24 protein-coding genes and 1 pseudogene are annotated in these 20265 nt (G+C 70.6%); 7 read left to right on the forward strand and 18 right to left on the reverse strand.

Annotated features, from left to right (window positions below; all coding sequences use genetic code 11):
• Nucleotides 1–71 precede the first annotated feature (71 nt).
• Nucleotides 72–650: a hypothetical protein gene (locus tag BJF81_RS04530; protein ID WP_075957325.1), complete on the forward strand. Its 579-nt coding sequence runs from the start codon at nt 72–74 to the stop codon at nt 648–650.
• Nucleotides 651–1014: 364 nt separating this feature from the next.
• Here the strand turns inward: BJF81_RS04530 and BJF81_RS04535 are convergent, their stop codons facing one another.
• From BJF81_RS04535 to BJF81_RS04550, 4 genes are all read right to left on the reverse strand, one after another.
• The gene (locus tag BJF81_RS04535; protein WP_158068612.1) at nt 1015–1839 is read right to left on the reverse strand and encodes a transposase; all 825 of its coding nucleotides are present in this window, start codon (nt 1837–1839) and stop codon (nt 1015–1017) included.
• Entirely contained in the window at nt 1728–2270 is a 543-nt protein-coding gene (locus BJF81_RS04540; RefSeq protein ID WP_075957327.1) for an IS110 family transposase, read from the reverse strand. The genes BJF81_RS04535 and BJF81_RS04540 overlap by 112 nt, the downstream gene beginning before the upstream one ends.
• A 231-nt stretch (nt 2271–2501) precedes the next feature.
• Nucleotides 2502–3149, reverse strand: coding sequence for an adenylate/guanylate cyclase domain-containing protein (locus BJF81_RS04545; protein ID WP_075957328.1), 648 nt, complete (start codon nt 3147–3149; stop codon nt 2502–2504).
• Between the two features lie 25 nt (nt 3150–3174).
• Complete coding sequence (locus BJF81_RS04550) at nt 3175–3651, reverse strand: hypothetical protein (RefSeq protein ID WP_143780670.1); 477 nt, start codon at nt 3649–3651, stop codon at nt 3175–3177.
• A gap of 191 nt (nt 3652–3842) precedes the next feature.
• Between BJF81_RS04550 and BJF81_RS04555 the strand changes: the two genes are divergently transcribed.
• From BJF81_RS04555 to BJF81_RS04580, 6 genes and pseudogenes are all read left to right on the forward strand, one after another.
• On the forward strand, nt 3843–4172 hold the full coding sequence (locus BJF81_RS04555) for an ArsR/SmtB family transcription factor (RefSeq protein ID WP_075957330.1): 330 nt from the start codon (nt 3843–3845) through the stop codon (nt 4170–4172).
• Between the two features lie 124 nt (nt 4173–4296).
• Nucleotides 4297–5403, forward strand: coding sequence for an ACR3 family arsenite efflux transporter (gene arsB / locus BJF81_RS04560; protein WP_075957331.1), 1107 nt, complete (start codon nt 4297–4299; stop codon nt 5401–5403).
• A gap of 34 nt (nt 5404–5437) precedes the next feature.
• Complete coding sequence (locus BJF81_RS04565) at nt 5438–6031, forward strand: arsenate reductase/protein-tyrosine-phosphatase family protein (protein ID WP_237770023.1); 594 nt, start codon at nt 5438–5440, stop codon at nt 6029–6031.
• A gap of 37 nt (nt 6032–6068) precedes the next feature.
• Nucleotides 6069–6488 (forward strand): arsenate-mycothiol transferase ArsC, encoded by a 420-nt coding sequence (locus BJF81_RS04570; RefSeq protein WP_075957612.1) that lies wholly within the window; start codon nt 6069–6071, stop codon nt 6486–6488.
• Nucleotides 6485–7554: pseudogene (locus BJF81_RS04575) on the forward strand (ArsO family NAD(P)H-dependent flavin-containing monooxygenase). The gene BJF81_RS04570 and the pseudogene BJF81_RS04575 overlap by 4 nt, the downstream one beginning before the upstream one ends.
• A gap of 3 nt (nt 7555–7557) precedes the next feature.
• Nucleotides 7558–7974, forward strand: a complete 417-nt coding sequence (locus BJF81_RS04580) for an arsenate reductase ArsC (protein ID WP_075957333.1) — start codon at nt 7558–7560, stop codon at nt 7972–7974.
• Nucleotides 7975–7996: 22 nt separating this feature from the next.
• On the opposite strand, the gene BJF81_RS04585 is transcribed toward BJF81_RS04580, so the two are convergent.
• From BJF81_RS04585 to BJF81_RS04650, 14 genes are all read right to left on the reverse strand, one after another.
• Nucleotides 7997–8374: an ArsR/SmtB family transcription factor gene (locus tag BJF81_RS04585; protein WP_075957613.1), complete on the reverse strand. Its 378-nt coding sequence runs from the start codon at nt 8372–8374 to the stop codon at nt 7997–7999.
• Nucleotides 8375–8540: 166 nt separating this feature from the next.
• A complete protein-coding gene (locus BJF81_RS04590; RefSeq protein WP_143780671.1) occupies nt 8541–9089 on the reverse strand; it encodes a hypothetical protein in 549 nt (182 codons plus the stop codon).
• A 169-nt stretch (nt 9090–9258) separates the two neighbouring features.
• Nucleotides 9259–9915: a hypothetical protein gene (locus BJF81_RS04595; protein ID WP_075957335.1), complete on the reverse strand. Its 657-nt coding sequence runs from the start codon at nt 9913–9915 to the stop codon at nt 9259–9261.
• Entirely contained in the window at nt 9912–11387 is a 1476-nt protein-coding gene (locus BJF81_RS04600; RefSeq protein WP_075957336.1) for a type IV secretory system conjugative DNA transfer family protein, read from the reverse strand. Before BJF81_RS04600 ends, BJF81_RS04595 begins: the two co-directional genes overlap by 4 nt.
• On the reverse strand, nt 11384–11833 hold the full coding sequence (locus BJF81_RS04605; protein WP_075957337.1) for a hypothetical protein: 450 nt from the start codon (nt 11831–11833) through the stop codon (nt 11384–11386). The genes BJF81_RS04600 and BJF81_RS04605 overlap by 4 nt, the downstream gene beginning before the upstream one ends.
• A 66-nt stretch (nt 11834–11899) precedes the next feature.
• Nucleotides 11900–13474, reverse strand: a complete 1575-nt coding sequence (locus BJF81_RS04610) for a peptidoglycan DD-metalloendopeptidase family protein (RefSeq protein ID WP_075957338.1) — start codon at nt 13472–13474, stop codon at nt 11900–11902.
• Between the two features lie 5 nt (nt 13475–13479).
• On the reverse strand, nt 13480–14499 hold the full coding sequence (locus BJF81_RS04615) for a hypothetical protein (RefSeq protein ID WP_202817426.1): 1020 nt from the start codon (nt 14497–14499) through the stop codon (nt 13480–13482).
• Nucleotides 14500–15022: 523 nt separating this feature from the next.
• Nucleotides 15023–16531 carry an SCO6880 family protein gene (locus tag BJF81_RS04620; protein WP_075957339.1) on the reverse strand — a complete coding sequence of 503 codons (1509 nt, stop codon included), beginning with the start codon at nt 16529–16531 and terminating at the stop codon, nt 15023–15025.
• A 70-nt stretch (nt 16532–16601) separates the two neighbouring features.
• Nucleotides 16602–17270: a hypothetical protein gene (locus tag BJF81_RS04625; protein ID WP_075957340.1), complete on the reverse strand. Its 669-nt coding sequence runs from the start codon at nt 17268–17270 to the stop codon at nt 16602–16604.
• Nucleotides 17261–18055: a hypothetical protein gene (locus BJF81_RS04630; RefSeq protein WP_075957341.1), complete on the reverse strand. Its 795-nt coding sequence runs from the start codon at nt 18053–18055 to the stop codon at nt 17261–17263. Before BJF81_RS04630 ends, BJF81_RS04625 begins: the two co-directional genes overlap by 10 nt.
• Before the next feature lie 22 nt (nt 18056–18077).
• Nucleotides 18078–18902 (reverse strand): hypothetical protein, encoded by an 825-nt coding sequence (locus BJF81_RS04635; RefSeq protein ID WP_075957342.1) that lies wholly within the window; start codon nt 18900–18902, stop codon nt 18078–18080.
• A gap of 1 nt (nt 18903) precedes the next feature.
• The gene (locus BJF81_RS04640; protein ID WP_075957343.1) at nt 18904–19212 is read right to left on the reverse strand and encodes a hypothetical protein; all 309 of its coding nucleotides are present in this window, start codon (nt 19210–19212) and stop codon (nt 18904–18906) included.
• Nucleotides 19202–20056, reverse strand: a complete 855-nt coding sequence (locus BJF81_RS04645) for a hypothetical protein (protein ID WP_075957344.1) — start codon at nt 20054–20056, stop codon at nt 19202–19204. Before BJF81_RS04645 ends, BJF81_RS04640 begins: the two co-directional genes overlap by 11 nt.
• Nucleotides 20053–20265, reverse strand: a complete 213-nt coding sequence (locus BJF81_RS04650; protein ID WP_143780672.1) for a hypothetical protein — start codon at nt 20263–20265, stop codon at nt 20053–20055. The genes BJF81_RS04645 and BJF81_RS04650 overlap by 4 nt, the downstream gene beginning before the upstream one ends.

Genomic DNA, 20265 nt, shown 5'->3' on the forward strand with positions numbered 1-20265 from the left:
ACTGGTGGCGTCCACGGCGGTGAGTGGCTAGGTGACGAGCAGCCGCATGGTTTTCCGTGGCAGGTGAGCCCATGAAGACCATCGTGTGTGTCGCCACGACGAAAACTCAGCTTGCGACGGCCGAGGAGGTTGCCAGCGCCGGCCTGAAGGCCGGCGACATCATCACCCTCGTGATTGGACTCCTCGCCTTCGTGGCGGCTGTGGCAACAATCGTGGCGACGATCCACGTCGCGTCACGGAACATCATCGCGCAGCAGAAGGAAAATCGGCGCCAGGAGCGCGCGAACGCGTATGCGGAGGCGATCCGTGCGGTTGAGGACTACTTGGAGACGCCCTACCGCATCCGGCGCCGGGATGGTTCTGTGGGGGTGCGGTGGGAGCTGACCGAGTCAATCAGTGCAATACAGTCCAGGATCAGCTTCCACAAGGACTGGCTGCGCATCAACGCCCCTTACGAGGTCTACGAGGCATATCTCGAATTCGACCAGGCGGCGCGGGTGGAGGCAGGCAGGCAGATGACTGCTGCATGGAACGGACCTGTGACGAAGAAGGACCGACAAGTCCCACTTAGGACTGCTCTGCAACAGCCACAGTCGGCCGCAGCGAAGGACGCGGTCTTGGACGCGATGAAGAACTGTCTGAAGACGTGAGGTGGGCGCTCTTTCTCGTAGGCCGCGACCATCTCTGAAACGAGTGGCGAATCGTGCTGGTCCCGCATCCACCGCGGACGCATACTCCAGGTACCTGGAACCGTCGTTGTCGGTAGGCCAAGAGGCGTCCGGTCATCAGCGTGAGGCGTTTTACGTCAAGGGGTCGGGTGCCCGTGGCCCGTCGTCGTCCCTGCATAGCGGTAATGGAGCTTGGTGTCTCGACAGCGTGTGATCGGGTTCGGTGACGACGGGCCGGGGCGGCCCTTGATGACCGTCGAGATACCGGTGGTGGTTCTCAATGCCGCGGAAGGCTCGCCCCGGCCCTGCTGGTGACGCGCGAACGCCTCGCGCGATGTGTGGGGGGTCAGGCGGCCACGAGCGGCCCCTGGGTCTTGGTGGTGCTGGTGGCCAGGGCCGGGTCCCAGGCCTGGCGGTGGACGACGACGGCGTGCAGTTGGCGCAGGATCGCGGCGGCGATGATGGTCTGGGCTTGGGTCGGCTTCAGCTTGTTCTTCTCGCGGGTGGTCAGGTGCCGGTAGCGGGCGGCGTAGACCTTGTTCGTCTGCAGGCAGCCCCATACCGCCCGCCACGCCGCGGTGCGTAGGCCAGGGCGGCCGGCGCCGGTCAGGCGGGCCTTGCCGGTGAACGTGCCGGACATCCGCTCCCGTGGGGCGAGGCCGGCGTGCTTGACCACGGCCCGGGCGGAGGTGAACCGGGATAGGTCGCCGGTCTCGGCCAGGATCGCCGCGGCACCGACCGCGGACAGGCCGGGGATGGTGGTGACGAGCTCGGTGAGCTCCAGCTCGTCGAGCACGGTGACCATGCGGGTCTCCACGTCGGCCTGCTGGGCCCGGGCGGTGTCCCAGTCGCTCAGCACCCACTCAGCCCGCTCCAGCGCACCGGCCCGGTGATCCAGGACGCCGGCGCGGTCGGCCAGGGCGGCGTAGACCTTGCGCACGATCCGCAGGCACGGCCGCACCTTCCCGCGGCGGGTCATCTCGGTGCGCACGAGGCGTTCGAACCGGGCCGCGCCCAGGCGGCGGGTACGGTCCAGGTCACCGCCGTCGCGGCGCAGGATCACGGTGAGAGCGGCGACCCAGGTGGTGGACTTGAACGGCTGCGCCGCGGCGGCCAGCACCGCTGGCCAGACGCACTCGAGCAGGTCACGCAGCTGCTGCAGGCAGGCCACGTGCTCCTCGAGAAGTTGTTCGCGGCGGGTGCCAGGTGCCGCAGCCGGCCCCAGGTCTCATCGACCGGCTCGGGCAGGTAGCAACGCAGCTGTCCGACCAGCCGGGCGATCAGGACAGCGTCCTTGTCGTCGGCCTTGTCGAAGGTCAGGTCCTCGGACTTCCGCGCCCACGAAGAGATCGTCGGTTGCACGCACACGAAGCTCATGCCCCGGTCGGCCGCGAGCTGGCCCAGGATCCGCCACCGGTGCCCGGTCGGCTCGCAGCCCACCGTGACCCCGGCAAACCCGTACCGGGCGGCGTGGCCGGCCGCCCAGTCCAGCGCGGAGCCGAGGTCCCAGGCCTTGCACCGGAAGGTGCGCCGGGCCAGGACGCGGGAGTCGTGGTCGCACACCACGACCATCTGCTTGCGGTCGCCCAGGTCGATCCCCACGACCGCGTGACCTACTGGGACCGCTTCCCTGAGCCGGGCCAACCGGGCGTTCCGGTTCCGGTCACCACGTGAGACACCACTACGGTTAGACATTGAACGTCCTCCTGAAGGCGATGGGATACCAAGCCCGACAAGCGCATCAGGAGGACGTTCCTCACGTCCAGATCTCAGCGCTACAACGCCTTCCTATGCCGCCTTTCGCCGTCTCGCCGTCAAGGACCGCTTTGTCCGCTAGCCTCTCCAAGGCTGACTCGCCCTTGTATCGCCGAGGACCCCGTGGCGCTCCGCCTCGAGCAGGAAAGTGTCCATGACGCCTTTGCTCTTCACCGTCGTCCTTCCCCTGGGGCGGATGACGAAGCCGTCTCCGAGAGCTGCCGCAAGACGAGCCGTGATGTGGATCTGGCCCGGCAGCGCGTGGGCCTGCATGCGGCTGGCCGTGTTGACGGTGTCACCCCACAGGTCGTAGCTGAACTTGCTTCGCCCGATCACGCCGCCCACCGCGGGGCCGGTGTCGATGCCGATCCGCAGGGCCAACCAGGTCTGTCCCGTGGCGGAAGCGATGCTGGCGACGTCCTCCCGCATGCCCAGCGCGGTCCGGGCGACAGCCTGGGCGTGTCCGGATCGCGCCTCCGGCACCCCGCCGGCGAGCATGTAGGCGTCGCCGATCGTCTTGATCTTCTCCAGGTGCTCGGTGCCGGCGCGGTGGTCGAAGGCGGTGAAGATGCGGTCCAGCAGGGCCACGAGGTCTTCGGCCGGCATGGCCATCGCGTGCTCGGTGAAGTCGACCAGGTCGGCGAAGAGCACGCTTACGCTCTCGTGGCGCTCGGCGATGACGTCAGTCTCCTGCTTGAGGCGGGCGGCGATCGGTTGCGGCAGCACGTTGAGGAGCAGCCGTTCTGATCGCTCACGCTCGGCCTCCAGTGCCTGGTGGGCCAGAGCTCTCTGCTCGACGAAGTAGGTAGCCGAGCATCGCGTAGGCGCTGAGGGTGAGCCCCAGGACGTTGAGGACGAAGAACCAGATCACGATGCCGCTCGGTAGGTCCGCCGGGTTCTGTCTGAGGACGGGATCGAGCGCCGCCAGGACCGTCAACTCTGCCAGGAACGCTAGCAGCCAGGCCACGGAGTGCCGCACGCCCAGGAGCGCGAGCGCCGCGAGGGGCACGAACAGTGCCCAGAGGACCATGCCGCTGGAGGCGACGAAGCCACCGAGGGATGCCTGGAGCAGCCCGGGCAGGACCAGCATCGCGAGCAGCTGGCGCGTGCGGAACAGGCCGAACCGTCGTGTGCGGACCAGAACGACCAGCCCCGTCACGGTCAGGGCCTGGTACAGCGCCGGGATCGCGGCTGACCTGGGTAGGCCGAACGCGAGGTAGGTGCTCACCCAAACCGTTGAGAGCAGGGCGATGAGGACGGAGGCGAGGATGAGGGTTCCGGCTCGGAGTCGTTCGTCGTGGGAGGCGTGTGGGTCACCACCCAGGTCGGCCAGTCTGGCAACGAGGGCGGCGACGTGTCGCCTCAGGCGCGTCCGCGGGCGCGGGTCGACGGGCCGGATGGAGGACACCGATCAACCCTATGGCTGGCAGACTGCTGCGGGGGCGTGCTCATCTTGGTTCGGGGCTCCCCCCAACGGAAGCGAGCGAGCTGGCTCGTCGGTTCGCCGCGCTCGGCGATCCGGTCCGGCTACGCCTCCTCAACCTGCTCGCCACCAGCAGCGACGGAGCGGTGTGCGCGTGCGACCTGGTCGAGCCGGTCGGCAAGAGCCAGTCCACCGTCAGCCATCACCTCAAGATCCTGCGCGAGTCCGGCCTGGTCACCAGCGAACGGCATGGCACCAACATCTGGTACGCCGCTGTACCCGCCGCCCTGGAGTCGCTCCGGCACGCGCTGGCCCCAGCCTCCTAATCGAGCCGCACTCGCAACTGGTCGTCCGGGGTGCTGTCAGGCACGGCGCCGCTGACCGGATTGACAACTGTCGATGCGGCCGCCACGATGTTCGCATCGACGTTCGTCTATAGATCGGATCGGCATGAGTCACGGCGCACCCGCCACGCAGCCGGCTGTCGCGGCCCCCGCCGCGCACCTGTCCACCACCGACAAGTACCTCCCCGTGTGGATCGGTGCGGCGATGGTCGCCGGGCTTCTCCTGGGCCGGCTCGTGCCCGGCCTGGACGCCTGGCTGGGGGCGGTGGAGATCGACGGGATCTCCCTTCCTATCGCCCTCGGCCTGCTCGTCATGATGTACCCAGTGCTGGCCAAGGTGCGCTACGACCGGCTCGACACCGTCGTCGGCGACCGGCGCCTGCTCCTCAGTTCGCTGGTGCTGAACTGGGTGCTCGGTCCGGCTCTGATGTTCGCCCTGGCTTGGATCTTCCTGGCCGACCTGCCCGAGTACCGCACCGGCCTGATCATCGTCGGTCTGGCCCGGTGCATCGCGATGGTCATCATCTGGAACGACCTGGCTTGCGGTGACCGGGAGGCGGCCGCGGTGCTGGTCGCGCTCAACTCGGTCTTCCAGGTCATCGCCTTCGCCGGTTTGGGCTGGTTCTACCTCTCGGTCCTGCCCGGCTGGCTCGGCCTGGACCAGGCCGTGCTGGACGTCTCGGCGTGGCAGATCGCGAGGTCGGTCCTGATCTTCCTGGGCATCCCGCTGCTGGCCGGCTTCCTGTCCCGCGTCTGGGGCGAGAAGGCCAGGGGCCGCGCCTGGTACGAGGAGCGGTTCCTCCCCGCGGTCAGCCCCTGGGCGCTGCGCGGGCTGCTCTTTACGATCGTGCTGCTGTTCGCGCTGCAGGGGGACCGGATCACCTCCCAGCCGCTGGACGTGGCCCGCATGGCGGTGCCGCTGCTGCTCTACTTCGGCCTGATGTGGGGCATCGGGTTCGCCCTCGGCAAGGGCCTGGGGATGTCGTACGAGCGCACCACCACCCTGGCGTTCACCGCGGCCGGCAACAACTTCGAGCTCGCCATCGCGGTCGCGATCGCCACCTTCGGCATCACCTCCGGGGAGGCGGTCGCCGCTGTGGTCGGCCCGCTCATCGAGGTCCCGATCCTGGTCGGGCTTGTCTACGTCTCGCTCGCGCTGCGTGACCGCTTCTCGCACCCGGAGGTCCCGACCGATGTCCGTTCCCACGCCTGACGCCCCCGCCCAACGCGGGCCACGCCACGAGGCCGTGCCGAAGATCATCGAGGACCTCTCCTACGCCCTTGATGGCACCTTCACCGCGGAGGAGGTGCGAGAAGTGGTCGAGGCCTCCTGGTCGGAGCTGGCCGCCGTCTCGCGCATCCCCACCTACCTGCCGGTCCTGACCTCCCGCCTGGCGCGGCAGCGGCTCACCGCAGCTGGGCAGGCGGACGGCCGGATCGTCAAGACCGTCCCTGAGCTGCTGTTCGTGTGTGTCCACAACGCCGGTCGCTCCCAGATGGCCGCCGCCCTCGCCGCGCACCTGGCGCCGGGCCGGGTGCACGTCCGCTCGGCCGGCTCGGCACCCACCGGCGAGATCAACTCGGTCGTGGTGGAGGCCCTCGCCGAGCGTGGCATCGACCTGCGCGAGGTGTTCCCCAAGCCGCTCTCCGACGACGTCGTCCGGGCCGCCGACGTCATCGTGACCATGGGCTGCGGGGACTCCTGCCCCGTGCTCCCCGGCAAGCGCTACGAGGACTGGGACGTGGCAGACCCGGCCGGCCAGCCGATCGAGGTCGTGCGCGACATCCGCGACGAGCTGCAGGCCCGCGTGACCACGCTGCTGCGTGACCTCGCCCTCTGACCCCGCCCCACACCCTGACCCGAGAGGCTCTGTGCCCGTGACCGACGTCCCCACCGTCCTGTTCGTCTGCGTCAAGAACGGGGGTAAGTCACAGATGGCCGCCACGCTCATGCGGCAGCGCTACGCCGACGCGGTCCGCGTGTTTTCGGCCGGGACCCGCCCGGGGAGTGCGTTGAACGCCGAGTCGGTGGCCGCCCTTGCGGAGGTCGGGGCCAGCACGGAAGGTGAGCACCCCAAGCCCGTGGACGCGCAGTTGGTGGACCAGGCAGACTTGGTGGTGCTGCTGGGTGAGGAGGTCGAGCTGGATCCGTCGAGCACTCCGGTGCAGCGGTGGGTGACCGACGAGCCCTCCCGCCGTGGGATCGAGGGTATGGAGCGCATGCGTCTGGTGCGCGACGACATCGCCGCCCGGGTGGCCAGTCTCGGTGAGCAGCTGGGCCTACGATCCGGGGCATGACCGACCATCGAGCCCGCCCGGTGCGGGCGCTGGTCGTCGGTGGCGGCCAGGCTGGTCTGGCGACTGCCTTCTACCTGCGCCGGCGCGGGATCAAGCACGTCGTGCTGGACGACCAGCAACGCCCCGGCGGCGCCTGGCTGCATACCTGGGACTCGCTGCGGCTGTTCTCGCCGGCCGCCTATTCCTCCCTGCCTGGCTGGCGCATGCCGGCCACCGCCGGTGAGGGCTACCCCGACGCCGGCCACGTGATCGACTACCTCACCCGCTACGAGGAGCGCTACGACATCCCGGTGCGCCGCGGGACGCGGGTTACCGCCGTGGACAGGTCTGGCGACGGTTATCGGGTGCTCACCTCGCAGGCACCTGGCACGCCGAGGTCGTCATCAACGCCACCGGGACGCGGTCCCGCCCGTTCGTCCCCACCTACCCCGGAGCCGGGACCTTCTCCGGCGTGCAGATGCACTCCGCGCAGTACCGCTCACCGCTGCGCCATGCCGGGCAACGCGTCGTCGTGGTCGGCGGCGGCAACTCCGGCGCCCAGATTGCGGCCGACCTGGCCGGCTACGCCGACGTCACCTGGTGCACCACCCACCCGCCGCGCTTTCTGCCCGACGGGGTCGACGGCCGCGAGCTCTTCCGGGTCGCGACCCTCCGCGCCCGCGGCCAGGGTGAGGGCGTCGGCGGCCTGGGTGACATCGTCGCGGTGCCCCCAGTGCGCGCCGCCCGCGACGCCGGGCGCCTGCGACGCGTGCCGATGTTCGAGCGGTTCACCACCGACGGCATCACCTGGGCCGACGGCACCACCCGCCGGGTCGACACCGTCATCTGGTGCACCGGCTTCCGCCCCGTGCTCAGCCACCTGGCCCCGCTGGCGCTCCGCCGCGTCGACGGCCTGCCCAAGATGGACGGCCCCCATGCCGACAGTGATCCCAGCCTTGCCTTCGTCGGCTACGGCGACTGGTCCGGCCTCGCCTCAGGCACCCTGATCGGCGTCGGCCAATGGGCCCGCCAAGCCGTCGACCGGGCCTTCTCCCACCACCCCTCCTCACCCCTACCGAAAGGCTGAACCATGTCCGACAAGCCCACCGTCCTGTTCGTCTGCGTCCACAACGCCGGCCGGTCCCAGATGGCCGCTGCCTACTTGCAGCACCTCTCCGGCGGCCGGATCGAGGTGCTCTCGGCCGGCTCCGCCCCGACCGACCAGGTCAACCCCGCCGCGGTGCAGGCCATGGCCGAGGAGGGCATCGACATGTCCGCTGAGAAACCCAAACTGCTCAGCGACGCCGCCGTCCGCGCCTCCGATGTCGTCATCACCATGGGTTGCGGTGACACCTGCCCCATCTACCCCGGCAAGCGCTACGAGGATTGGGAACTCGAGGACCCGGCCGGGCAGGGCGTCGACGGTGTGCGCATTATCCGCGACCAGATCCGCCAGCGCGTCACCGCCCTCATCGAGTCGCTCGGTCAACCGGTGACGACCGACTGAACGGGCCGGGCGGAACTCACCCTCAGCAGCAACGCTCAGCCTCGCCGCGCATCGGAAGCTCCAGGAAGGCCCGCACCTGTGACAGCGCCTCGGGGCGGACCGTGTAGTGCACCCAACGGCCACGCCGCTCCCGCTCCACCAGCCCCGCGCCGTGCAACTTCCGTAGGTGGTGGGACAGCGTCGGCTGCGTAATGCCCAACGCGTGCGGCAGGTGGCAGGCGCACGCCGTGCCGGACTCGGACTCGGCCAGGTACTGCAGCAGGCGCACGCGCGTCGGGTCAGCCAGGGCCCGCAGCACGCCCGCGAGGTCCTCAGCTTGCTCCTTGGCCATCAGCTCGCAGTCCGCCCCGGCGCAGCACTCGTCGACCCTCGAAACCATCGACTGCTGAAGGTGTGCCATGACACCAGGGTAGGCCCACATCGAAGTTCGTCCATGCTTGCGGTGGCGTGCTCAACCGCGCCTACCGGAAGCGCTACCAGGGAAGGTCAGAACGGGGCCGGCCACAGCCGGAGCTCTGAGGCCCCCAAGCGCACTCATCTGCCGCGGGTGGTTTGTCCGTCGCGGCTCAGGTTGGGCGGCCATCGAACCACGTGAGCGGGACGGGTCCGCGGTACAGGACATGGGGAACATCAACCCACGGAAGCCAGGGATCGTCGGGTTGGAGGGTCCGGAGCCGTCGCACGGCCTGGACCGTGACTCGGTTGACCGCGCGCAGGCTGGCAGTGGTGAACGGTAGGTAGTCGTCCGCGTCGGGAGGGTCGGCGTGGTGGCCAGCGGCGCCGGCGCGCATCAACCTGATGACGGTCCTGTCCGGATCGAGTCGGCCGGCGGGCAGCACCCAGGGTTCCTGCTCGGGCACGGTTCTGCCGGAGTGGCGCAGCGCGGCGAGCAGCGGCCTTGGGTGGACGGGTGAGAAGAACACGACATCGCCCCAGCTGCAGCCCAACGGTGCCACGACCTGGTCCAGCACTGCAGGGGCCGCGGCGTGCTTGGCGGTGTGCAGCTCGTACAGGTCAGGGTGAAGGTCTCGCAGACAGTTCAGGGGCAGGATCGCGTTCCCGCGGACCGCAGAAGCGGGCCGGTGGTACAGGATGCCGGTGATGGTGTGGGTCATAAAGAAACCCTCGGGCGCTTTCGCCTCGAGGGTTTCCATCATTCTAGCAACCATCGCTTGGATGCGGGTCCCGCCAGAAGCTGAGACGTCTTGCTGGACATGCCCATCTGCCGCCGGTCGGGAGTCCAGGTGATCCACCCGGCGCTCTTCTAGTCGATGACCCTGTCACCTAGTGCACCTCACCGGTAAGGGGGTCGACCCGGTGGCCGTCGACGACGTGCAGGCGTGGGATCTGCTGGGTCTGGTCTGGGGGTTGCAGCAACTGGCGGCGGTGGTCGACGTCGCCGGTGTAGTGCCGGGCCCGGTGCTCGTGGGCGTCCTGGAAGCGGACGTGGGCGGGGCGGGCTGGCCAGTCGTGGTGGCGGCTGTCGCAGGCTGTGCGTAGTCGGGTCTTGCGGCGGTCGAAGAAGGCGGGCAGTGCGTAGCGGTGCCATTCCTCGAGGGCGTCGCTGGCGATGGCCTGGCCGGCCTTGCGGCGCTGGTCGGCCAGGACGGCGATCTCGTGGACCAGGTGGGGGTGAGCGGGCCAGCACGGCGGGACGAGGTAGGAGGGGTCCCAGACGTGCTCGCTGTTGACCCATTCGACGACGGCTTCGAGCCATTCCCACAGCTCGGTCCGCATGGGTGGGTCCTGGATGGTTCCGGGGTCCCAGGGGCGGGGCAGCTTGCTGGGGTGGCCGACGGCCTTGCGTGCCGCGTCGTCCCCGTTGAGGGCGATGTCGAGTTCCCGGTAGGCGTGGACGATCAACGGGCCGGGGGCGGGGAAGGGCCTGGCCAGCGGGTAAGGTCCCCGTCCCTGTTCTCCTGCTTGGTGGGTGGTGCTCACCGGTCGTACTCCGCTGTGATGAGGCCGTGCTGACGGGCTGCGGCCAGGGCGGCGGTGGCGCGGGCCTGCGGGCTGATGGTGGCGCGCTGGTGGCCCCCGATCTGGGCCCGGAGCGTGGCCTGGTCGGCCAGGAGTCGCCTGCCGGGTTTGCCGTCGATGCAGCGGGCCAGGCGGGCCATGACCGGTTTGCCGTTCTCGGAGATGACCAGGGCGTGCCGGTCTTTGATCTGCCGTATCTCTGATCCGGTCAGGACGGGGATGTCTTCGGCCGAGTAGGTGCGTCCGCCGCGGTGTCCGGTGTTCCATGTGGCCCGGCCGACGCGGACCTTGCCGACGAGGTCGGAGACCTCCTGGTTGAAGGCGACGTCCTTGGAGCCGCCGAACAGGACGAGGTTGTTGGTGAGGCCGAGCACGGCGCGGGCTTCGGCCTGGCCGAAGATCGAGTCGAGCTGGGCGCGGGTCTGCGCGGCCCAGATGAAGGACAGGCCCAGTGCTCGTTCGTTGGCCATCCGGGTGCGCAGGGTGGGCAGGGGCGCGGTGGAGGGCAGCTCGTCCAGGCAGGCGAGCAGGGGCGGGCACAACCTGCCCCAGCCGGACCGTTGGGCCATGCCCAGGGCCGTGTCCAGGACGTGCTCGGCCAGGGCGGTCATCAGCGGGGAGGCCGAGGCGTAGGGGTCCTCCCGGCCGAGCAGGTAGATGGTGCCGCCACCGGCGAGCACCTGCCCGATGTCGGTGGCCGGTCGCCCGGGGCCGGGGACGCACCGCTGGCGCATCGGTTCCTGGAAGAACAACGACAGGGCCTGCTGCACGGTGGTGACGGTGTTGCCGGCGGTGCGTTCGTCTCCGTGGAGGGCCCCGTGCAGCAGTCCGTGCCAGAACCGGGCGGCCTGGGGGTGGGTGCGCAGGATCTCGGCGGGTTCGACGGTGGAGCGTGGGTCGGCGACCCACTCCAGCACGTCGTCCAGGGTGCGGCTGGTCAGCGCGGCCGCGTGGAAGTAGGCCTGGATGACCTTGGCGGCCTCGGCGGCGTAGAACCGGGCGGCCTGGTCCCCGTACCCCTCGGCCACCGCACCCTTGATCGTGCCGGCGGTGAACGCCTTGGCCCGCCGTTCGGCCACGACGGCGTCCACGCACCCCTCGATCGGGTCCCACACGAGCTCGGGGAGCCCGGGCACCAGCCCGAACGGGTCGAGCACGACGCAGGGACGCCCGTCGCTGGAGCGGGCGGTGAACGTCAGGAGCAGGTCGTCGGGTTTGGTGAGGGTGACCAGGGCCGCTCCGGGTGCGTCGAGCAGGGCGGGGGTGAGCAGGTCCAGGGTCTTGCCTGAGCCTTGTGGTCCGATGACCCCGGCGGTGCGGTCCCACGGCACCCACAGGTCGACCCCGGCGGGGGCGGTGGACCGTCCAAGGTTCCATCCCGCGTCCCGAGGGTCGAAGCGGCGGCCGCGCTGGAAGGGGTTGGGCAGGTTCATCGTGCGGCCTTTCCGTAGAGGTCGGGCCGGATGACGGCCCGGTGCCTGCGCAGCCGGGGTAGACCCAGCAGCGACGCGGCCTCGGTCCGGGAGGCCATGCCCCGCAGCCGGCCCGGTCCCCAGCGCCGGTAGGCCACCACGGACAGGACCAGAGCGCAGAGGAGGTTGACGGCCTGGGTGATGAGCACCCAGGTCCGCAGCGCCCCCGGTTCGGCGACGACGCCGGGGTCGCTCAGTCCGGCGCCGGCGTCGCCGCGCAGGAGGCCGGGCAGGCTGGGAAACAGCTCGGTGGCGGGGGGCCATCCCCAACTTCCGCCGGCGAGGAGGTTGGCCACGGCCCGCCCGGTATGCACGCCCAGCACCGCGATCAGCACCAGGGTCAGCAGGATCGCCAGAGGGATCTCGTAGGTCCACGGGTGCGGGTTCCTGAGTCTGTCCTGCTGCATCGCACTCTCCTCCGGCGATCGGACGGTCGTTCTGTTTCCTGAAGCGGACGAGGACGGCCCAGGGACTCAGCTGGGCGCTTTCGGGTTGTCGTCGATGTTGCCCAGGCGCCAGATCTCGAAGATGTTGTTGTCCAACGCGTGGCTGTAGCTGAAGAAGCCGACCCCTTTGGCGGGGTTGGCGGCCTCGATGCTGGTGTAGGTGGCCGGGTCCCAGACGAACCCGACATGCCCGATGGTGTGCGGGCCCAGGTAGGAGTCGAAGAAGAACAGGTCCCCCGGTTGGGCCTGGTCGAGGGGCACGCGGAACCCGTTGCCCATCGCCAGCCAGTCCCGCTGGGCCTGGGCGGTGCGGGGGGCGGTGATCCCGATCTGGGCCATCGCGGTCTGGGTCAGTGAGGAGCAGTCCCAGGCGTTCGGCCCACCGGCGCCCAGGATGTAGGAGTCCCCCTCCTGTCCGGCCGCGAACGCCAGCATCTGGGCCACCCGTTCGCTGCTGACCGGGGGCAGGTCGGGGTTGCCGCCCTGGCCGTCACAATGCAACGGGTCTCCCAGCACCAGCCCGCCCCCGTACTGCTGGGCGTAGTACAGGACGTCGTTGACGTACCAGTCAGCGTGGTTGTAGGCGAACAGCGCATCACGCACCCCCTCCTCGCCTCGGTGCACCCCGGAGGCGGTCAGGTAGTTCGCCGCGGAGTGGGCCGAGTCGGCATCGTTGTCGATGTCGGCCAGCCCGTCCCCGTCCCCGTCGACCCCGTAGGCGGCGAAGGTGGCCGGCATGAACTGCATGAGGCCCCGCGCACCCGCCCAGCTGGTCCCGCTGTTGGCCCCGTGGGCAGTCTCGGCCATCCCGATCCCTGCCAGCAGGGCCCACGGGATGCCGTACTCCCACCCGGCCTGCTCGTACAGCTCCTGGATTCCCGACGGGATCGGCAGGGACGGGTTGTGCAGGGAGTCCTGGCGGGGCTCCCCCGGTGCGGGCAGCTCGAACCCGATGCCACCCTCCCCGTCCTCGGGGAGTTCAGGCACCCACGGTGGCAACGGTTCCTCCCCCGGCGGTGCGGAGGGTGCCACGGCGACACCGTTGAGGGTGGCACCGCGCTCGAGCATGAACGGCACCGGGTCGATCGGTTGCCCGTCCTGGCGGATCTCGAAGTGCAGGTGTGAACCGGTGGAGTCCCCGGTGGAACCCTCGGTGCCGACCCGTTGACCGATGTGGACCCGGTCCCCGACGGACAGGTCACTGGGGTGGGCGAGATGCAGATAGCGGCTGCTGGTGCCACCACCGTGGTCGATGGTGACGGTGTTCCCTCCCCCGCCTGTCCACCCGGCCGCGGTGACCGTGCCGGCCGCGGCGGCGACCACCGGTGCGCCCGCCGGCTGGGAGACAAGGTCGACCCCGGCGTGCAGGCGCCATTCCTGGTGGATCGGGTGGAAGCGCTGTCCGAACTGCGAGGTCTGGGTGTAGGCGGTCTCGTACGGTGGCCGCCAGTCCCCGGTGACGGGAAGGGTCCCCTCGCAGAACAGGGTGCGGTGCTCGGTCGCCGCCGCGGGCGTGGCCACCGAGGCCACGAGCACCGCGGTGGCCAGGGGAAAACCCAGCAGCAACGCGAGAGCGGCCATCACGGCCAGGACGCCTTTCACTCACCTCACCTGGCCGACTCGATACCGGTGTTGGTGTTGGCCAGTGCGGCCTCGAGGGGGTGCAGGACGGTGGCCACCTTGTACATGCGGTCCCCCACCTGCCACACGGCCCGGCCCGGTTCCTGCCGGGCCCAGGTGGTGATGGCGTGCACGGCCAGCGGGCCCAGGCCCAGGATCTCGTCGAGCTCGCCTGCGACCTTGGGGCCCTGGCCGTGCAGGATCTTGATGTCGGCCAGGTGCAGCATGTCCCTGGCGATGGTCTGGGCCACCGAGCCCTCGTCGCCGGCCGAGAGCAGATCAGAGGGTTTGTGCGCGACCGCGTACTGGATGTCCCCGCCCTGGCCGGCGAAGCCGCGGGACAGGCGCATGTCGGCGTCGAACGCCTTGACGGCCTCCGGCCCCAGCCGCAGCTGCCGCCACGCCTCGTCACGGACGACCACGCGCTGGTCGGTCCTGGAGACGACCTCGCGTTGGCCGGCGCCCCAGGAGCCCAGACACGTCAGGGCGATGCCCACGGCCTCCTGGGGCAGCCGGGACAGGGACAGGGACTGGATCGGCGCGAGCCAGTCGATGTCGAAGTTGGTGTGCGCGTCGAACATGCCGGCCAGCGCCCCGTTGACCAGCTGACCCAGGGCGTCGCGCAGCAGGCGCGTGGAGTCCATGAACTGCCGTGCGTTCTCGAACCGGGTGCCCGCCACCAGCTCGGGGGCAGGGTTGTCCAGGGCGTGCCACAGCCCGGGCAGCGTGGTCTCGGCCAACGAGGTGGCGCCGGCGGCGTACCCGGTCAGGTCGGCCAGGGCGGTGCGGACCACGGCCTCGTCGCTGGGTCCAAAGGGGACCAGGTTCTCCCCGATCCGTTGGGACCCGACCAGGGCACGGATCAGGGTCAACCAGCGGGAGAACACGGACTGGGCGCGACGCTGGGCCTCCACGGCGTCCAGCCGTTCCCACCCGTGGGCCAGCGGGCCGAGGGCCAGGGGGTTGACCCGGGCGCCCAGGCCGGCACCGAGGGCGATCGGCTGCACCCCAGGAAGGCGCACACCCCCTCGTACTCGTCCTTGGTGTCGCCCAGGATCAGGGCCCGGTACCCGAAGTCCATCATCCGCAGGACGAACGCCTTGGTGGTCCCGGACTTGCCCATCCCGGGCTTGCCGAAGCACATGATGTTCGGGTTGCTGATCGGCACATCGCCCCGGACCACCCAACCGAGGGGGTCGCAGTGGAACGCTGCCCCGGAGGAGACGTCGATGCCCATCTGCGCCCCGGTCGGGGGCAGCGCGGGGGTGGGGATGAACGGCCAGAACGCCGGAGCCTGGTCACTGGTCATCCGCCAGGTCGCCACCGGCGCCTCGCCGGGGCCCAACCGCGATCTGTCTTCCGTGGTCCTCTGGGACTGGTGGGCCGGAACACCCGCGGCTCCCGCTCTGGCCTCACTTGGGTGGGTACCGGCGGGGCGTCGTGGCCGAAGTCGGCCAGCAGACGGGCCACGTCCCGGCCGGTGCTCGCCCGGCGGCCGTGAGGGATTCGACTGCGTGAGGCGCCCATGCTTCACCCCGCCTTCCGGGTCAGGCTGATGCCCATCGGCACCACGGAGGCGGCGAAGGCCACGTCGTGGGCCAGGTCCAGGCGCAGCGGGGCGAAACCTGCCCGGCGGATCGAGGAGTCCAGGCGGCGACCGGCCTCGGCTGCCCGGACTGTCTTGGGCACCGTGACCGTGGCCACGGCGTAGGGAACGGTCAGGGAGTTGCCGCGGGCCAGCTTGGACTCCAGCCGGCGCACCTTCTCGGACTCGTCGACGTCCTTGGTGCGCTGCTTCATCCGTGCTGCGACCCGCAACGACTGCCCCAGGTCGGCACCGAACTCGCTGTTGGCCGACTGTCGGTCGGCACGGCCCGGCGGCACCAGGGGGTAGCAGACCATGAAGCTGCGCCGCTCCCCGTCCTGGTGTGCCGACAGGACCGGGGCCAGTGCCCCCATCGCGGCCCCCTTGACCGGCAGCTTGATCGTCGAGGAGACCGAGTTCCAGGCGTCGTGGGAGTAGTGCCGCACGGCGGCGTCGGCGCCGGACGGGCCGGCCATCTCCCACGGCACGTCGGTGCACACGTCGTCGTCGGTCTGGGATGCCGCGAGGGCGTCGATGATGGTGGCCCGGTCCCCTGGGGCGAACCCGGTCCGGCACGCCTGGGCCAGCTGGGGGCTGGTCAGCCACTCCACGCTCGAGACGCCCAGGCCGCCGCGCAGGTGGGACTCGACCTCGGCGATCGCTGCGTACAGAGCCCTGGCGCGACCGTTGACTCCCCCGCCGTACTCCCGGGCCACCTTGCCCAGCCGTGACTCGGGCACCACGACGGTGACGTACTGCTCGGTGCGCACGGTCGCGGCGGTCAGCGACTCGTGCAGGTCGTCGTTGATCGCCGTGACCTGGGCTGGGGCGTTGCCCGTGCGGTGGCGCCGGACCCAGTCGGCCCGCTCGGCACCGTCCTCGGGGACGGTGCGGACCATGAAGATCACCTCGCAGGCCAGCTCGGCCCGCACGGCCGCGTCGAGCAGCTCGGTCAGGCCCTGCCCGTAGACCTCCCGGTCCTCGGCCTCGGCCATGCCCAGTCCCGGGTGGACGATCGAGGCGGTGACCGCCCAGGTCCGTGTCGAGTGGTTCTGGATCAACGCGACCCGCCGATGGGAGTGCCCTGTCGGTGGGCCCTCGTGGATCACGACGCTGGCCAGGATCCCCGGCAGGTCCGCCTGCTCCTGCTCCTGGGGTCTGGCCTGCCCGGTGGTGGCCCGCGCCCGGAACCTGGTCCAGCCGGCCAGGGTCCCCGCAGCCAGGGACACGGTCGAGGTGATCCACCCGGTCATCGACCGGCCCCGCACCGGGACGGCCACGACACCGAACAGCAACCCCCACAGGAGGATGGACAGGCCCACCGCGGCCCAGTCCTGCTTGGAGATCGACCAGGCCACCGGCAGGACGGCTGCGGCCAGGAGACCGAGCTGGAGGCCGGTGAGGCCGAAGAACCAGCCGATGCGGGCTCGGGTGTAGTCGCGGTAGACGGTCATCGTGGGGTCCTCCTGCAGGCGGTTTCGGTCGGTCGCTTCCTAAAGCGGAGCTGCAGCGGCCAGGGACTCATCACTTCGCCGCTCCTGCGGCCGCTCCGGCCGCTCCGGCGCCGGATCCTCCGGCGGCACCGGCCGCACCTGCGCCGCTGGGCGGGGGCAGCGGCCCAGCGCCGGTGCTCGGGTTGGTCTGCGCCGGGGGTGGGGCCTGGACCGCTCCCCCTCCGGCCTCACCGTTGCCACCGCTGCCACCGCCGGTCTCCTCGCCGCGCTGTTCAGGGTGGCTGGCCCGCCGGCGGCCGCCACTTGTCCTGGCCGGCTGAAAGTCGGGGACATACGTGTTGTGCCCGACACCCATCTGGTTGGACACGTCCGCGCCGATGGCCGCGCCCCGGGTGCCGGCCGAGACCATCAGCCCGACCCCGACCCCGACCGCGGCGCCGATCCCACCGGCCACCGGTCCGATGGCAGACCCGCCCTTGGAGGCCAACGAGCTCGTGGCCTGTGCCGCCCGCTGGTTGGCCTGTCCCTCCTGGGAGACCTCGCTGCTGGAGCGGCCGTGACTGTCCACGCTCGAGGCGGCGTTGGAGGTCCCCACGGCCCGGCCGGCCAGACCACGCAACCCACCCTGGGCCTCGTACCCGGCGCGCATCGCAGCCCCGGAGGAGGTGCCGGGGTCCACGAAAGCCAGGAGCTTGAACAGGGCGAGCGGAGAGAACGCGGCGATGCAGATCAGGAACACCCCGGGGATCGCCGTGCCGATCGTCTTGGCCAGCCCGTCGCTTCGCCCTCGACGATGCCGGTGGTCAACGAGATGCCTAGGCCGAGCACCAGAGCGACCAGGACCGGGGTGAACGCGGCCGCGTGGAACCACCGGAAGGACTTCCAGAACCACGACCGTGAGAACCCGCTGGCCAGGCCTGCCGCGGCGATGGGGCCGGTGGCGACCAGCACCAGCAGCGCACCGGCCCGGGTCAGCATGACCAGCAGGAACCCGATCGCGGCCAGCCACAAGAACATGCCCATGAACCCCAGGACGGTGGCCAGCAGCGTGTCGGTGACGTCCTCGGTGGCGATGATGAAGACCTCGGAGGGTTCCCAGTGGGCGAACAGCTCGACCCCGAACATGGCCCGCATCAAGGACCGGGTCAGACCCTGGGCGGCGGCCAGGATCATCACGCAATACCCGATCCAGCCGGCGAAGATGACGACGAACTGCGCGACCCCGATGCCGGCCTGGGCGAGGTCTGCGCCGTCCCGACGCCACGCGGCCAGGCCCAGCTGGGCCATCGCCAGGATGAGGACCAGGGCCAGGGCCAGCCAGAAGGTGGTTCGGTACACCTGCCCGGCGGGTCCGGCGGCGGTGATGTCGGGGGTGAGGATGGCGTCCACGAAGCCCAGGACGGTGCGCAGGAACCACAGCCCGGCAGCCCAGATCCCCAACATGATGGAGGTCCAGACGTCGGCGGCCAGCTCGCCGACGGCCTTGCCTGCCAGGTACTCGAACGGGTTCGGGATACCGAACATGAGTCAGGCCCTTTCTGGTCTCTCAGTGGTTGTCGGCCCAGGGCCGCCACCCGGCCTGGGCGGCCAGCTCGGTCCCGGGCCACGTCGAAGGCGCCGAGGAGACCGGCCGGGTCGTGTCGATCACCCAGCGGTCACCGGTCCAGGTCATGGCCTCGCAGTGCCCGTAGGCGACGCGTGCCTCCTCCACCAGACGTGCGTGCAGCTCCAGGAGGACGCACGCCACCGTCCAGTCCTGCCCGTCGGTCCCCTTGACCTGGCCTGCGGCGGGGGTCGCGGTCACGACCAGGCCGGCCTCCTTGGTCTGCCCGGACTGGCCGGCGGCGGTGAGGAAGTCGGTGACGTTGCCTGTCATCACCCAGTCCGCAGGGTCGGCATCACCGGTTGACCAGGACCGGTAGATCTCGTGCGTGGCCGGGACCGACATGGCCTGGATGACGGCGACGTCGATCGCTGCCAGCTGCGCCACGGCACCCTCCGGGGTCTGGGGGTAGCCGGTGGGGACGTCCACCGGACCGGTCCTCGTCGGTGAGGGGACGCCCAGGGGTTCGGCGACCGTGGTGGTCACCTGCCCCTCGCGGTAGGCGCGTGGGTCGTCCACGGCCAGCATCTGCGCGTCCGCGATCTGCTCGCGCCGGGCAGGCCCCTCCTGCGGCAGGGTGGCCTCGTCCAGCACGACCGGTGAAGGTGCCCTCTCCTGCGTGACCGGCCTCTGGGCAGGCTGTTCGGCCACGACCTGCCAGATGAACAGGCCCAGCCCGGTCAGTAGGACCAGTCCTGCACCCAGGGCTGCAGCGAGGATGGCCAGCAGCTTGCCCCGCCCCCACGCCTGCGGTGTCGTCGTGGGCATCTCAGACGCACCCGGTGCCCATCATCGCGTCCAGGATCCCCGGCAGGATCAGGTAGGCGATCACGGCGATGAAGACGATGACCAGGCCGATGATGCCGCCGGTGCTGGCGTGCGGCATGCCGAACATGCGTCCGCCGGCGATCGCGGCCACCGCGATGATGACGCCGAGGAAGAACAGGATGCCCACGCCCCACAGGACGTAGCCGAGGATGTTGTCGACGTGCGCCTGCGCGCCCGGGGGCGCCTGCGGGCAGACGGCGGCGACGAACGTGGCGGCCTGCAGACCGGCGTCGGAGACGTTAGCGAACATGCTGGGTGTTTCCCTTCTGGTGGTGGATAGAACTGCCAGCCAGCTGCAAGAGCTGGGCGATCGTGGTCGCGGCGCTGAGCACGCCGCCGGGCAAGGGTGAGGTGTCCAGACCGCGAACGGCCAGGCCGGGGTCGTGGGGCACCTCGACCAGGCCCTCTTCGAGCAGGGAACTGGTCCGCGGGCCGATGCAGGAGGCCACCTCGCGGGGCCAACGTCGACGTCTCGGGCCCTGGACGGCCACAACCACCCCTTCGGGAAGCGGGTCGAGCTCGTGCAGGACCCCCTCGAGCCGGCGCAGGCCGGGGACGGTGGCGGTGGTGACCAGCACCACCCGGTCGGCGTCCAGCACGCTCGAGCGGACCCAGCCGGCGGACCGCACCAGAGTGCCCATCGGCCATCCGGCGTCGAACACGTGCAGCACCGGCCCGTCCTGCGGGTCGGGGTCTGGGGCCGGGATCTGGTCGGGTGAGGCGTACCCGTCAAGCAGCCGGTCCAGGACCAGCAGGTCACGGTGGCCACGGACCCATCCCGACCCGGTCTCCCCCAGCTCGGCGGTGGCGAACCCAGTCAGGCCGCTCGTTCCGGCCGGACTGGCCTCGACCACCCGCACCGGGAGCTCCAGCGCGGTCGCGACCGCGACCGCGACCGTGGTGGCCCCGGCCGACCCGTGGCAGCCCAGGACGGGCAGCACAGGCGCGCCAGGGTTCCAGGGGGCGCCCTCGCCTTCTCTGGCAGGGGGTGCGTGCATGCGACGCGGCGGCAGGTCCGTGCCCCCTGGGCGGAACCGGCCGTCCTTGACGGCCAGCCAGGCGCGCTGCAGCTCGGCCACGCTGACCACGCTCACGATTCGCCCCCCGGTCCTGCCATGCGCTGGTGCCGACGCGCGATCGCCTGTCGCACGTCCTCGGTGGGCAGCTGGGCAAGAGCGGTCTTGGCCTCCTGCACCTGCCGCAGACGGCGGACACAGTCGTCCAGCTCGGCCAGCACCTGTGGGCCGGACGCCGACAGCTGCAGCAGCTGCTCAACATCGGCTCCAGCGTCCGGTTCGTTCAT

This window comes from Ornithinimicrobium sp. CNJ-824 (assembly GCF_001942405.1).
GTDB lineage: Bacteria > Actinomycetota > Actinomycetes > Actinomycetales > Dermatophilaceae > Ornithinicoccus > Ornithinicoccus kibberensis.